This is a genomic window from Desulfacinum infernum DSM 9756 (genome assembly GCF_900129305.1).
GTDB classification, from domain to species: Bacteria; Desulfobacterota; Syntrophobacteria; order Syntrophobacterales; family DSM-9756; genus Desulfacinum; species Desulfacinum infernum.
Genome location: NZ_FQVB01000015.1, coordinates 72385 through 86841, shown reverse-complemented (window position 1 = coordinate 86841; position 14457 = coordinate 72385). Strand labels below are relative to the sequence as shown.

General features: G+C 61.1%; 11 protein-coding genes and 1 pseudogene. 8 read left to right on the top strand and 4 right to left on the bottom strand.

The window, feature by feature from the left end; translation table 11 throughout:
• Positions 1-8: 8 nt before the first annotated feature.
• The gene (locus BUB04_RS20285) at positions 9-242 is read right to left on the bottom strand and encodes an integrase core domain-containing protein (RefSeq protein WP_084076328.1); all 234 of its coding nucleotides are present in this window, start codon (positions 240-242) and stop codon (positions 9-11) included.
• 9 nt (positions 243-251) lie between these two features.
• Positions 252-467, bottom strand: coding sequence for a hypothetical protein (locus BUB04_RS08905; RefSeq protein ID WP_143156424.1), 216 nt, complete (start codon positions 465-467; stop codon positions 252-254).
• A gap of 280 nt (positions 468-747) precedes the next feature.
• On the opposite strand from BUB04_RS08905, the gene BUB04_RS08900 reads away from it, so the two are divergent.
• The 8 genes and pseudogenes from BUB04_RS08900 (at position 748) to BUB04_RS19820 (ending at position 11193) form a co-directional block, all read left to right on the top strand.
• Positions 748-1926, top strand: coding sequence for a PDDEXK family nuclease (locus BUB04_RS08900; protein ID WP_073038649.1), 1179 nt, complete (start codon positions 748-750; stop codon positions 1924-1926).
• Positions 1927-1935: 9 nt separating this feature from the next.
• The gene (locus tag BUB04_RS08895) at positions 1936-3558 is read left to right on the top strand and encodes a hypothetical protein (protein WP_073038648.1); all 1623 of its coding nucleotides are present in this window, start codon (positions 1936-1938) and stop codon (positions 3556-3558) included.
• Positions 3555-4190 (top strand): RAMP superfamily CRISPR-associated protein, encoded by a 636-nt coding sequence (locus tag BUB04_RS19040; protein WP_073038647.1) that lies wholly within the window; start codon positions 3555-3557, stop codon positions 4188-4190. Before BUB04_RS08895 ends, BUB04_RS19040 begins: the two co-directional genes overlap by 4 nt.
• Positions 4187-5872, top strand: a complete 1686-nt coding sequence (locus tag BUB04_RS08885) for an RAMP superfamily CRISPR-associated protein (RefSeq protein ID WP_073038646.1) — start codon at positions 4187-4189, stop codon at positions 5870-5872. Before BUB04_RS19040 ends, BUB04_RS08885 begins: the two co-directional genes overlap by 4 nt.
• Positions 5862-7325, top strand: coding sequence for an RAMP superfamily CRISPR-associated protein (locus BUB04_RS08880; RefSeq protein ID WP_073038645.1), 1464 nt, complete (start codon positions 5862-5864; stop codon positions 7323-7325). Before BUB04_RS08885 ends, BUB04_RS08880 begins: the two co-directional genes overlap by 11 nt.
• Positions 7322-7918, top strand: a complete 597-nt coding sequence (gene csx19, locus BUB04_RS19310) for a type III-D CRISPR-associated protein Csx19 (RefSeq protein WP_073038644.1) — start codon at positions 7322-7324, stop codon at positions 7916-7918. Before BUB04_RS08880 ends, csx19 begins: the two co-directional genes overlap by 4 nt.
• Positions 7918-10416 (top strand): TIGR03986 family type III CRISPR-associated RAMP protein, encoded by a 2499-nt coding sequence (locus BUB04_RS08870; RefSeq protein WP_178371946.1) that lies wholly within the window; start codon positions 7918-7920, stop codon positions 10414-10416. The genes csx19 and BUB04_RS08870 overlap by 1 nt, the downstream gene beginning before the upstream one ends.
• A gap of 111 nt (positions 10417-10527) precedes the next feature.
• Positions 10528-11193: pseudogene (locus BUB04_RS19820) on the top strand (putative CRISPR-associated protein).
• A gap of 378 nt (positions 11194-11571) precedes the next feature.
• Here BUB04_RS19820 and BUB04_RS08855 read toward each other — a convergent pair.
• Together BUB04_RS08855 and BUB04_RS08850 are read right to left on the bottom strand one after the other, a co-directional pair.
• Positions 11572-12171, bottom strand: coding sequence for a hypothetical protein (locus BUB04_RS08855; protein WP_073038641.1), 600 nt, complete (start codon positions 12169-12171; stop codon positions 11572-11574).
• Positions 12168-14336, bottom strand: coding sequence for an adenosine deaminase family protein (locus BUB04_RS08850; protein ID WP_073038640.1), 2169 nt, complete (start codon positions 14334-14336; stop codon positions 12168-12170). The genes BUB04_RS08855 and BUB04_RS08850 overlap by 4 nt, the downstream gene beginning before the upstream one ends.
• Between the last annotated feature and the right edge of the window lie 121 nt (positions 14337-14457).

Here is a 14457-nt window from a genome sequence, read left to right as displayed (position 1 = left end):
CACAAAATTCATGCCGCCTTCTCCAAAGGCACGCTGGCAGCGCGCACTTGGGGGGCATAGCCATGCCCTTCAAGGAGCCGGTGTTCATTGAACCGTTCCTTGGACTCGAGCAAAGCCTGACGGATCTCTTCGACCGTGTCGAAGGTTCGGACCCACAATAGCTGCTCCTTCAGGGCGCGGATGAAACGCTCAGCCGCTACGTTACGCTCCGGCGCTCTGACGAAGCTGGGACTCGATTCGATGCCGAGGAACTACATCTCTTGCTGGAAGGCGTAGCTCATGTACTGTGGGTCATGATCGTGTCGCAGGGTCAGCCCCTTGGCAATGTTGGCCGTCAGCGGAGCAAGGTGTTTCACAATACCCTGGTAGATCGGCTCCAGCGCTTCGGAACGCGTTCCGGGTCGGGCAGCATGGATGCCGACCACGTCGGCGACGAAGCGGTCTACGGCGACGAACACCGTAGCCAAGCCGTCGTGCCGGGTATGCACCTGGGTGGCATCGGGCCCCACATCCGGTTCGGACCATCTGGGATGATGGTCCCGTCATGGACCCAGGGACCACGATCAGAGCCCCTTCTGTGCGGAGCCTGCAGACCATGCTCGCGCATCAGGCGGCGTACCGTATAGCGACCCCCGGAAGGCTCGTGGCATTGCGATTATCCACGAACCCGAGATTCCCTCTCGGCCGCTTCCTGGAGAAGAGACGATAACCATGCCGCCAGATTAAAGAACAGTGGAGGGAAAACTGATGCCTGAAAAAGAAAGGACATGTGAGCGGCTCCTCCTGCTTGTCGGATCCAACCCTCTGCCCAATTATCTTGCCGCCCTCATACTGAAACCCCGAAGGATCTGCTTGCTCTACAGCCCGGAAACGGAGGAGGTGAAGAACCGCCTTCGGGAAAGGCTGGAGGCAAGACTTGCGGATGGGAAACCAAGCATAGAGGAAACATGCATCGAGGAGGTAACCAGCGCCTCTAAGGTGAGAAATGCATTTCCGTCAAAAGACCTTAGCGATGCTCACCTGCACTACACGGGGGGAACCAAGATCATGGCGGCCCATGCCCGGATGGCCTTCCGGGATGCCGGAGGGAAAGATGAACATGCGTCCTACCTGGATGAGCGCAAAGGTCTGTTGCGCTTTGACGACGGCTATGAAATGGATCTGTCAAAACAACAGCTCAAATTGACTCTGGACGACGTTCTTGCCCTGCACGGGATCATGCGTATCGAGCAAGGCATACAGCAACCGGACGGCCGCCCCACCGACAAGGATGCGGAGATAATCGCAAAAGCGGTCCTGAATGACCCGAGTCTCGCAGGAAAGCTCTACAGCATCCATCGTGACGATAACAATAAGCGCCTGTCTTTTGGAAAAGCAAAGGCCGATGCCGTAATGCTCAATAAAATGGTGCCCTGCGGTCTGAGCATCAAGCAGATCCCGGAAGCCCACTGGAACAAAAAGACCTACGAAACCTGGCTGGGTTTTCTGGGAGGCGGTTGGTTGGAGACCTGGTGCGGAGTCTTGGTTAGGCACATCGCCAACGGCGACGAGATGGCCGTCGGCCTTGATTGTCAGCTCGCCAATGGTCGGCAGTGTGAAATCGACGTGGCGCTCGTCCGAGGCCACCGGCTCTATGTGGTCTCTTGCACGACGGATACAACGATCCGCCTCTGCAAATCCAAACTGTTCGAGGTGGCCATGAGGGCGCGCCAGTTGGGAGGGGATCTGGCCCGTTCGGCCCTGGTCTGCCTGCTGGATGGCGACGATTCCAAGGGGGCCTTCGTGGATCAACTGCGAAACGATGTGGCCGATGTCTGGGATGCGCCCAACACCCCGCAGGTTTTCGGCCTCGATGACGTGAAAGAATGGGCGGGAGTCAACGCCGACCCCAACACAGACTCCCTGAAACGGTGGCTCGATTCATAGGAGGTGGCCATGCCTGTCTTGACGGCGATCGATGTGCTGGGCGTGCAGCGCTTCATCTTTCAGTCCAACCGGCTTCGGGACGTGGTGGCCGGGTCGTACCTGGTGCATTGGGGCACGTCGGGAGAGGGGGCGCTGAAGGGGTTGGTTGCGTTGGAAAAGATCCTCCTGGCCGGCGGCGGAAACGCCCTTCTCGAGAGCACCTCCATGGAAGAGGCCCGCTCGCTTGCAGCCCGCTACACCCGCCGATTGCACGACGAGGCTCCAGGCCTTGAAGTAGCCCTGGTTCACAAGGAATACAACAAGGGAAGTTTGGCCAAAGCGATTCAGGAGGTCCAGATCGAACTGGCCCGGGTGAAGACCGAACGCTCGCCTTCCGCACCTCTTCTCGGCTTGTCCGTCACGGCCTCGTGCCGGGAAACCGGTCTTCCCGCATCTGGTTTCGATCCAAACGAATCTACCGTACCCCTTTCGAGGGGAATCCTGAAACGCCGGGAGAAGCGGGACGAAGCAGCGCGTCACTGGAGAGATTACTTGAAGGACAAGAACGAATTTGCCTTCCCCATGGAACTCGATGACTTGGCCCGGACCCTGGGCGATACCAGCTTGATCGGGGTGGTTCACATAGACGGCAACAGCGTGGGGCAAAAGATCGGGGTGGTTCACATAGACGGCAACAGCGTGGGGCAAAAGATCAAGGAGTGGCTTAAGAAAAAATCCGAAAACGGAGCCGATGACGATACCGTTCGGAGGGAATACCGTGAGTGGTCGGAGGCCATAGACCGACTGGGAAGGGAAGCCTTGAAGGTAGTGGTAGGCCGCGTCCAGCAATGCGTAGAGAAAAAGGTCGAAAACGGCACGGAAAGGGTGAAGATCACAGGGAGACCGGCTCGACTGGGTTTTGAACTGAAAAAGGTGGGTGGCGCATGGATGCTCCCCCTGCGCCCCATCCTGCTTGGGGGGGACGACCTGACCTTCGTTTGCGACGGCCGTATCGCCCTGGACCTGGCCGCAACAGCCCTCAGCGTGTTCGAGAAGAGCAATGTTCCGCACCTCGGCAGGATTACTGCCTGCGCCGGCGTGGCCATGGTCCGCGTCCATGCGCCCTTTGCCAGGGCTTATGACTTGGCGGAAGCCCTGTGCGCCTCCGCCAAAGGCATGTTGAGGCAACAGAACGATCCCGGCTGCGCCGTGGATTGGCACATCGGCACCTGCCGGCCGGGGGAATCGGTGGAAGCCATCCGCAAGAGGCAATATCAAGCCGCCGGCTGTCGGTTGACCTGCCGGCCCTATCGGTTGGGTTCCGGAAGGGCCGAGGCCGAGACCTGGCGGTGGCTCTCCGGGACGCTCCTTCACGACAGGACGGCGGGCTTGAGGGAGGGACCCTGGGCCGGGCGGCGAAACAAGGTCAAGGCTTTGGCGGAACTGGCCCGCGAAGGGCCGGACAGCGTGAAGGAAACCTTGAAAGCGTGGAAGGTGGTGGACAAGGTGCTCAAGTTTCCAACCGCCATCGAAGAAAACGGCTTCTTCGCTGCGACGCGCACGCCGCTCATCGACGCCCTGGAGTTGCTTGATCTGCACCTGGAGCTGGATGCAGCCCCAGATCACCAGGGCAAGGAGGAAAAGACGCCATGAGCCAAAATCAGTTCATTCAGATCGAGCTTCTCTCCGACGCCGCCTTCAGCCGGGGCGAAGGGACCGCCGGGGTGGTGGACGTGGAGGTGGAGCACGACCAATGGGGGCTTCCGTTTTTGGGCGGCAAGACCATCCGCGGCCTCTTGCGTGATTCCTGGCTCTCCATGGGGCCTTGCTTCCCGGATTTGTCTCAAACCGCGTTGCGGGTATTCGGCCCTGAAGCCGATTGTGACGAATGTTCCATTTTACGCATCGGTGACGGCGTGGTGGACGATGAAACCAAGCAGTGGATCCAGGCGGCGGAGACCCGAGAGAACCATCCCGTTTCACCAGCGGCCGTGCTGGAGGCGCTGACCGATATCCGGCGCCAGACCTCGGAGGACAGGCGCACGGGAGCACCGGCCAGGACCACCCTGCGGGCGGTGCGGGTGATTGTGCGGGGACTGACTCTGCGCGCGCCCCTCCATTGGCTGGCCGACCCCTCCGCCGAGGATGTCCGCTGCCTGTCTTTGGCCCTCCTGGCGACCCGGCACGCGGGGCTGGGCCGCAACCGCGGCCGCGGCCATATCCGTCTGACCCTCGATGGAGACCTTGAGAAAACCAGGCGCGCGGCGAAAGGAGGGGCGGCATGACGTGCTACCGTTATCTTCCTTACACCCTGACGCTGAAATCCCCGGCCATCATCACAACCCTTGGGGGCGACCCCAACAGCTCCTCCACCCTGCCCTTTATCCCAGGATCCGCCGTACGCGGGGCCGTGGCCCGAGCCCTGGGCGATCCGGGCGAGGACGCATCCCGGCAGCAGGAGTTCTATGATCTCGTGCTGGGCGGCAAGGTGCGCTATCTGCACGCCTATCCGTTCGCGGACGGCCGCAGGGCCCTGCCGGTTCCCGTACCCTTGCGGCGGAAAAAAGATGAGCCGGTAGGCCGTGCATCTATGAATGTCATGGACCTCACTTCCTTTGACGGACATCCGGCCGTCGACAAGGATCCGGGTGAGTATTGGCCTGAGGAACAACTGGTACCCCTCGGTCCATGCTTCATCACCATCGGGGCCGCCCAACCGGTGCTCCTTTACCTCAGGATGAGTGCCCGCATCCATCACCAGCGCGACCGACAAAAAGGCCGGGCGTGGAAAGACGCGCAAGGGAACACCCACGGGGCGATCTTCGCTTTTGAGTCCCTGGACGCCGGACAATCTTTCCAAGGGGTGATCCAACTCCGCGGTGAAACCGACCAAGAATTGGAGCAGACCGAAAAGCGCATCCGGGCATTGCTGGGGACCGTGATCCTGGTCGGGCGATCCCGAAGGGCCGGATACGGGGGTACCGCTGAGATCCAGTGGGAGAGCAGCCGAGGGCGCGAGATTGTGGGGTCGGGGACCAGGGCATTGCAGCCTGTGGCCAGGGATATCTCTCAACATGAGCACTTTCGCCTGCTCCTCACCTCGGCCTGCATTGCGCGCCATGCCCACACCGGGCAGATCGACCCGGCGGCGGTTGTGGAGTTGATCCAAGGGCGGCTGGACGGCCGGGCCAGGGTGGTGCGCAGAAGGTGGTCCTTTGAACCGATCGGCGGTTTCAACCGCAAGTGGCGGCTGGAACTGCCGCAAGTACTGGCCGTTTCCGCCGGATCGGTGTTTCTGCTGGAAGCGGTTCAAGACATCCCGGCCGACGACCTTCGCGCGATCGAAAACGAAGGATTGGGCGAACGAAGGGAAGAAGGCTACGGCCGGATCCTGTTCCTCGATGCGCCGCTCGCCTCCATCACCTTGCGCGTACCCCAAGAGATACCGTCCATCAACACCGGAACCGGGCAGCCGCCCCAACTGGTTTCGGACATTGAAGCGCGAATCGTCTGGGCGCACGTGGCGAGAAAGATCGAAGAGGCAGCGGCAGTCTTCGCAGAGAGAGCCGTAAACCTGCCGACCAACAGCCTCATCGGCCGCCTGCGGACCCCCCTGCGCGGCAAACCCGAAGAAGCGATCCGCACCTTGACCACTTGGCTCAGGAGCGAAAATGAAGCCGAACGATTGAAGCGGCCGGCCATGGAGCAACTGGAACGCTGCCGGGTGAAAGTGGACAGTGAATGGAAGGATTTGGCGGCATGGATCATGGATGCCATCCATGGCGAAAAGGTTCTGGCATGGCTGAATGCGGATGTCTTGGCCCAGCGCTGCCATATCGTGTCGGAGGAATCGGCGAAGGGCGTCTTGAAGGAAAGATCCCTGGAGATTTCAGGAAAACTCATTGACGCCGTGCTGGCCGCGTTGGCTGTCAGAAACAAGACAAGGGAGGCCGGTGATGGACAATAGATCCTTGCGATTGGAAAGCGCCGGCGGCATTCGGGCCATGGCGGCGCGCTGGGTGGTCACGGGTGAGATGCGGCTCGAGACGGCCGCGCACTTTGGCGGTGAAGGTGATGCTGCGCTGGATATGGCGGTCTTGCGCGATCCCAAGGAAGGACTCCCCTTGCTTCCCGGCACCTCGCTGGCGGGAGCGCTGCGCAGCCACCTGGCCGATATCCTCGGCGGATACCGATCCCGTGAGAAAGAGGAAGTGGCAGCCTTGTTCGGCGCGGCCCGAAGCGATGACGCAGGCTCCCAAAGCCCCCTGATCGTCTTTGATTCATTGGGCACTTTGCCCGGCGGAAGGGCGATGGAAATCCGCGATGGAGTGGCCATCGATCCTGCCCTGGGTACCGCCGAGGCCCATAAGAAATTCGACTTCGAGGTATTGCCTGCCGGAACCACCTTTCCCGTCAGGGTGGAACTGATTGTTGAAAGAACGGACCTGGAACCTCGGCTGCTCGGGCTGCTCAGCGCCGCCCTGGACGGGCTGACGAACGGAGACATAGCTTTGGGAATGCGGCGTTCACGAGGTCTTGGCAGCGTGAAAGTTAACAACTGGAAGGCCCTCCGCCACGATCTCGCTACGGCTCAGGGCTGGCTCTCCTGGCTCACCTCCGATCACGAGATGCCTATTGTTGACGGCGTTCCGGCGCACGCCTCGGCGGCCGAAGCGATCCAAGCCGCCTGTCCATCCTTGAAAATCGAACAATGCCAGGATAAGCGCCGCCGCCTGCTCGCTGACCTCGATCTGGAGGTCGAAGGCGATCTGCTGGTTCGAAGCCCGGCAACGGAGCCCGGGGCGCCCGATGTGGTCCACCTTCATAGCGCGGGACGGCCCGTTCTTCCGGGCACCGGGATGGCGGGCGCGCTGCGGGCCCAGGCCTTGCGGATCGCCCGCCTGGTAAGGGAAGGCAAAGGAGACGGCGACCGTTGGGTTGATCGCCTTTTTGGACCGAGACTGGAAGAAGACGAAAAGGCCTCAAATGGCCAGGCCAAGGCCTCGAGGCTGAGGATCTCCGAGTCGTTCATTGAAAATGGTACGGCACGGAGGCAGACGCGGATCGCTATCGATCGCTTTACCGGCGGGGTGGTCCGCGGGGCTCTCTTCGATGAGCAGGTGCAGGCGGGGGGAACGCTGAAGGTACGGCTTGAGATTCGCAATCCGGAAGATGCTGAAGTCGGGCTGGTTCTGCTGCTGCTCAAGGACCTGCTTTCTGGAGAGATCCCGGTGGGCGGCGCGGCCTCGGTAGGCCGCGGAGTCCTGAAAGGAGCCGCCCGCCTTCGCCTGCCAGATGGAAAGACGTACAGAATCGCAAAGGACCTTCACGTGGAAGAAGAGACCCGCAAGGTATTTGACGAAAAGATTACAGGCTTTCACAACGCGGAGCCGTTGAAAGCAGAGGAGGTGCGGCCATGAACCGGATCCAAGGATGCGCCCTCGAACCCCTGGACCAGGAAGCCTGCAAGCAGGTGTTGGATTGGATCGTCGGCGGCCGGAGTTCTTATCCGGCCGACGACGGTTTCACCTGGCTTCTGGCCCATTGCCGGGACGGCGTCACCTGGGGGAGGCGCGACGGCGCCGGGTGGCGATTGTCTTCTAGGCCGTTTCCGGACCTCTGTCCGGCGGTTTTACCGACCAATCTTCTCGAACTGCGCCTGTTCGGAAAGCAAGGGGAAATTCTGATCTGGCGGATCGAGGAGGGCTTCCGGGGGCGGCGCCTGGTGGATGCGCCCAACCCGGACGAAACCTCCCCGGCCCGGCCCGACGAGGAGGTACGAATTCTCCTGGGCGATCGACTCGTGGAGGGGCCAAGAGACGGTTTTTCTCGTGTGGCCACGGCAGCAGGCACCCAACAGGCCGTTGCCTTGGAATGCACGGACACCGATTTCAAGGGCGGCCGCTGGCCCCTTCGGCTCAGGGTGCGGCATTACTTCGATCAGGACCCGGAAACCGGCGCGGTCCGAGTGACCGCCACTCGCCTGGTGGATGTCTTCAAGGAGGTGCGCTGATGGCCATCGAACGCGGCAAGCTGGTGCTGAGCAACAAAGGCAAGCCTCAAGTTCAATATACCAGTAAGAAGGGCAAACTTGTGACCGCCAACCCTGCTACCGGGGAGATCTCCCGGACGATCATGGAAAGGCTGAAGGAGCTGAACGGCGTGGAGGTGGAGTTTGAGATGGAAGGCGGCCAGCCGAGGAGAATTCGCGAAGTGGGATCGGATTTCGTGCCCACGTCCACTTCCGCAGCCCCTGCCGGCCGCTCGCGGCAAGGCGATCGCAGCGGTTACTGGCGCCAACAATCAACCGGCAGACCGGATACCGTGGGTCGTGATTTCCACAACCCGTACAACTTCATCCCGGCACCGCCACGAAAAACGGACGATCCAGACCTGGGCGATCATGAACCCGTGGCGCAGGACCGTTTCCACCAGGATCGCATCACCGGCTGCATCCGTGTCGAGATGGAAGCCATCACCCCGCTCCTCGTCCCCGATCCCAATACCTGCCGGGAAGACGACAACGGGCACAAGACCTTTGCCTTGCCGCTTGGCAGTGACGGAAAACCGCTCATTCCTTCATCCAGTATCCGAGGCATGCTGCGCTCGGCTTACGAGGCGGTCACGAATTCCAGATTCGGCCGTTTCGACCATGAGCACAAAAAGCGCCTGGCCTACCGGATGGAGGCGAAGGAGGGGCTCCGTCTGATCCCGGCCCGGATCGAGCATGGACAAGTCCACCTTCTCACTGGGACATCCGCCGTGGGAACGAACGGAGCGCCCAACGGTCCCCAGTATGCCGCCTGGCTTCCCAGGTACAGCGGTCGAAATAAAAGCACGAATCAGGCTCTCAGGTACTCCGACGGGACTCTTCCCCAGCATGGCGACGAGGTAGAGTGCTGGGTTGAGCTGGTCCAGCATCATCGTTGGGATAAAAAAAGCGAACAGCATGTCTCAGATTTCCGATATTGGGTAGTCCGTGCCATTACAAAAGTAGGAGGAAGTCTTCCGAGCAAATCGCCCAGTGTTCCTGCTGGACTCAAGCAAGATAGGGGATCTTGGCATGAACCACAAGGTGTGACAAAGAACATCCACGGCTGGGTCTGCATCACCAACGCCAACATCAACCGCAAGCACGATGAAAGGGTTTTCTTCATAGACGGGAAGCCCAGGTCTTTTCCACTAACCGATGAGTTGCAGGAACAATGGAAAGAGCTCATTGAGAACTACCAGGAAATCCACGCAGAGGACCTTGAGAAAAGGCGGCGAAACCGCCAGGGTTTCGACGCCTACCTCGGCTCCGATCCGGGACAGACCGCCTGGTCGCGCCACGTGTACACCCAAGAGGACCGCGAATTGAGGGACGGTACCCTCTGCTACGCCCGCTTGACCAGGGATTCCTCCGCCGTGGAAGCCCTTTTCCCCGTCATGATCGCAAGGGAACTCTACCCAGTCTCTCCGTGGGATTTACTGGATCCCTCCCTTCGCCCTGCTTCCAGCATCGGCGAGCTTTCTCCTGCCGACCGCGTCTTTGGGTGGGTAAGGATGGATTCCGGCGACAAAGGTGGGGAGCAAAAAGATTCCCCGGCGGTCAGGGGGCTCTTGCGCATCGGACCGGTAACGTGTGAGTCCTCAGCAGAGGAATCTGTGGAAACCTTCCCGGGAGACGGTCTGCCCTTGGCCATCCTGGCGGCGCCTAAGCCGCAGCAGGGAAGATTTTACGTGGCGGCTTCATCGAACGGGGAGGCGCAACGCGACGGCCTCTCGAAGGCCGAGGCCGGATACTCGCTCGGCAAGGGTTTGCGGGGACGCAAGGTCTACCCGCACCACGGCGGTCTTCCGGCCGGTTACTGGGAAAACCCTCTGGAAGATCCGACCAATAACCCGCAAAGCCCCTCGCAGGAGTACCGCCGGCCCAGGAAAGACCGGCAAGAACAGCGTGACGATCAAAATCGCTCCATCCTCGGCTGGGTGAAACCCGGTGCGCGTTTTGCTTTCGATATCCATGTGAGCAATCTATCCAAGGTGGAGTTGGGGGCTTTGCTGTTCCTTCTGCAGCTTCCCGAAGGCCGTTACCATCGCTTCGGCGGAGGAAAACCCCTGGGGTTCGGCAGCGTGCGGTTGGAGATTTCGGATTGCACGCTGAGGACGGGCCAAGCCCTTGGCGAAAGGTACCGTTCGTGGAAATCGCAAGGAAGCCCGGAAGACATCCCGTCCGATGCCGTGAAAGCCTTCAAAGAGGCGGTCGTTCGTGCCTACGGCCAAGCCGCCAGCGGTTCCTTTGAACAGGTCTCTTTCATCGAGGCGTTCCTCAAGGCCTGCAAAGGGTTCGACGACCGATTGCCGGTTCATTACCCCAGGGTCACCAAGCAACCCAGCGAGGACGGCGAGTCTTACAGGTGGTTTTTGGCTAACGAGAAGGATGGTGCCCGTTTTGCCCTTGCCAATCTTGCGCATGACAAGGGTCTGCCTATCATCCAGGACCCCCCAAGCTTCGGCCGGAAGACGTGAGGGAAGGAGAAATTGATGCCCCGCCAGATCCTTTGCACTGTCGGCACCTCGCTTCTGACCAACCGTGACAACCGTCCCTAGGGCGGCTGGAATCCGCGGAACCAAGATCCGTTGCCTGCCGCCGATGAAGTAGACCGCTGGTTGAGCACGGCCGACGCCGCTGCGGCCAGCGCCGGGACCAACACCCTGGCCAAGCTCGAGCTTGCCGAAAGGGACAGCCTCGTGTTGTTGCATTCCGATACTCCCGAGGGCCGTTACTGTGCGGAGCGGCTCAAGACATTCTATGACGGGAAAGTCAGGGATACAGTGTTCGTCCACATCGGCAAGCTTGGTTACGGGGCGGCCCAGTTCACATCCGGGCTTAAGGCCCTGGTGGATGCTGCGATCCGTCAGGTCCACGAGGGCCGGAAAAAGGGGTTTCAAACGACCTTATGAGCCACCGGCGGATTCAAGGCCGAGACAGCTTTCCTCAACCTCATGGGAGCCCTGCTGGGAATCGAGGTTGTCTACCTTCACGAGCTGCACCGGGAACTGGTGCGCCTTCCCCGCCTGCCGCTTACCTGGGATGACGGGTTCGTCGTCCAAAACAAGGGTTTTTTCCAGTGGATCGACGAAGAACACCGAAAGAGCGTCGATGTGGAATCCTGGTTGAAAGGGCGCCCCGAACTGAGGTCGCCGGTGGAAGACGGAGAGGACGGCTGCACCTATCTTTCACCTAATCTGAGCGATTTTTTCTTCGGGTGTCTCTTACACCGCGTGATTAGCGGGCGGGGATAAACCCCGCCCCTACCCAATGGGTCCGGGGCTTTTTGTAGGGGCGGGCTTTACGCCCGCCCTTCAGGACCTGTCCATGAGAAAGAACCGTCCAATTCAGGTTTCAGCGGCTGGAGACCTTCTTTTCCGGGTGGCCAAAGAACGGCCATCCATGCGGCCACGGGCGACGTGGCCCAACGCGGAACTCCGTCAGGCTTTGCTCGAGTTCAAGGAACGGTTCAATGAACTCTGGCTCCTTGAGCGGCATGGCTATGCCACCCCCGCCCAAGTGCGCACTGCCAGCGTGCCTTTGGAGAAGGCGGCATGAATTTTGTGCAAAACCGTGTACAGGATTTCGGGGGCTTTACAGGCGAACGCAACTGCTCGTTTACGGACAACCCTCTAAAGAATTTCGAGGGCCAGCCGGGACCAAAGCTCCAGGGGATGCCGGCCCGCCTGGGAAAGGGGGACCCACTGAAACCGATGGAGTTCGGCGCCGGGCCGGAGGGCTTGCGGGGTCGAAACGTCCATGCGGAAGACGAGTCCCAGGTGCACTTCTCCCACGGCCGATTCCTCCTCGTTGATGATTCCCCGAAAGGTCAACCGGTAGGGTTCGGGTAGAATGGCAAATTCCTCGGAAAGTTCCCGGCGCAGGCCGCATGCCAGCACCGACGCCAGGCCGTTGGAGGCCGCAAGGGCGTCTTCCCGGATCACATGGCCACCCAGTCCCACCGAGGCCCTTCCATGGAGTCTCTTTTCCGAGCCCTTGCGCTGATAACAACCCACCCTGGAATCCCGGGGATCCAGGACCACCGCGTAAGGGATGATCTGCTTGTAGCGCGGATCCTTTTCCACCTCTCCTCGGGCCTTGTAGCAGCAGCCCGCCGCGTCCAGGACCTCAAGACAGCGTTCGTAGGGAAGGGCCAGAGCGGCCCGTCGTTCCAGCCAGGCGGCCGGCAAAGCCTGCCGCGGGACACACAAGACTTGTTCTTCCAAGCTCATAGCTCAAAGCCTCTTTCCAGCACGTGAAGGATCCTGTTTTCCGCCTTTCGAAGGAGATCGTGGCGCCTGGGGGCCTCGGTGAAGGCCGCCTTGAAGCCGTTTCGGATGAGCAGCAGAAGGTCCCAGAGGCTCAGTCCTCCCGGGCTGAGGCGCCCCGCCCGCTGGTATTCCCGGGAAAAGTCGGTCCGCGAGATCCCCGGGTTGTCTGTGTTGACCGTGACTCGAAGCCCCTTCCTCAGATACGTGGACAGGGGATAGACCGGCCGAGAAGCCGTGCCGGGCAGATGAGCGTCCCGAAAGCCCACGATCTGGCAGTTGCTGGCAGGGCACATCTCCACGGCGATCCGCCGGTCTCGGAACCGCTCCAGAAGGCCCGGATTCCCTTGGAGAGTGAGGCCGTGCCCGATGCGTTCCGCGTTGAGATGATAGACCGCCTGCCAAATGCTGGAAGCGTCCGCGATCTCCCCGGCATGGATCGTGGCGTGCAGGCACCGTTCCATGAGCGGCAGGAAGGCCTCACGTACTTTCGCCGGCTCCAGAGCCTTTTCGTTCCCGGCCAGATCGAAGCCCACCAGCATCCGGGAGGCCGCACCGGCGTTCGCCAAGATCTCTTGGGCCAAGGCCACGTTTTCCTTGAGCGCCGTCAAGTCCCGGTGGCGGCTGCCGATGAGAAGCAGCACGGTGGATTCCGGGCCGCTTCGGGCCAATTCGTCCGCAATGATTTCAAGTACGCGCGCCGGGCTCAAACCCCCTCGCGTGTAGTTCTTGGGAGAACAGCGCACTTCCAGGTGGAGCACGTTGTGTTCCCGGGCCTTGTGGCCCAGGATTCGGCAGGTGGCCCGAAGGGTTTCTTCGCACTGCAGCAGGGCCGATCCCTGAAGATCGCCCAGGCGCTCGTAGTCTTCGAATCCGATGCCCACGAAGTTTTCTTCCTTCAGGTACCTGCCGTAGATCATCTTCTCCAGAACGTGCGGGCAGGACTCGAAAAGAAGCAGGAAGGCGGCCACGGGAAGCGGCTCGGGCACGCCCGAAACGGGCCGTCGCAATTCCTTCCATTGGATCGTTTCCCTCAAGCGGTCGGGATCCTCGTTTTCCAGGCGGGATTTCCGCCGCTCGAGCCACGGCTGGAGGTTCGTCCGGTATTCCTCGATTCTTTCCCGGACGGAGTCGGCCACTTGGATGATTTCCCCGACGGTCAGCACGCCTCCCAGGTGGCAGTGGAGTTCGGCCTTGGGAAGCCGGCGAAGCAGGTCCAGTTCCGCTTCCTGCCGCTGCGGGTCCGGGTCGGCGCCCACCACGACCTCCTTGAGCCTTTGGATCTCCCGGGGAGGCAGGCTGTAGAGAGCCAGGAAGTTGGCCGAGGTTTCCTGCTGGATGATGCGGCTGGCGTGGTTGGCCGCCAGGTTGGAGGCGGCCCTCAGGCGGTTTTCCAGGGCATCGAGCAGGCGGGTGTCTTCCACGCACAGGCTGTGATCCGCCCAGAGGGAACGGGGGGCCGGATCGGTTCGAAGGCTTTCCTGGAGGCAATCCGACAGGGGCTCTTCGCGGGGATCCGGATAATCCAGGAGGGGGCTGGGGGCATGCCGACCCACCACCACGGGGGTGGCGGCGTCGGCGAGCGCCGGCGGTAAAGGCTTGCAGAAGTCTTGGACGTCCAGTTTTCTAAAGTGTGACAGCTTGTCGTCCCGGCCCACGATATGGACCAGGGCGCGGCACCCGAAAAAGGCGGCCGCGGCCTGCATGTCGCTGCTCATGGTCTTGCGGCCGCCGGTGAGGGACAGCACGAGAGAGCCTTCCGCGCCCGCTTCCGCGGATCCGCGAAGGACCACCTGGTGGATGGCCTCTCTCATCCGGCGGCATTCGGCAAGAGACGACAGGTCGTGAATCCCACTCACCCGAACCACCCGGAACCGGACACGGCAGGTCCCCACGGCCTGTCGCCAGGCATTGAGCCGTTCCAGTGCCTTTCCGATCTCCAAATCATCGGTGGTGATGATCCAGAGGATTTCAACGGGTTCGATGCCGTACTCGGCCCGAAGGGTCTCCAATTCGTCCCGGTTGGGATGGTTTGCGTAGAGGTCCACCAAATCCGGGTTGGTCCACCCGAGGATTTCCGGAACGATCTCCCAGTTTCTTCCCAACGTGGTGATGAGAACGTGCGCCATGGGCTATCCGCTGCCTCAATGGAAGTATGGACGTGGTCGCACCTTCTTGGCCGTCGTGTAATCGGCAGAATACCACGAATGTGCAGGACTCTCATCACCTTTGGCGCTTGTTTCAGCCTTT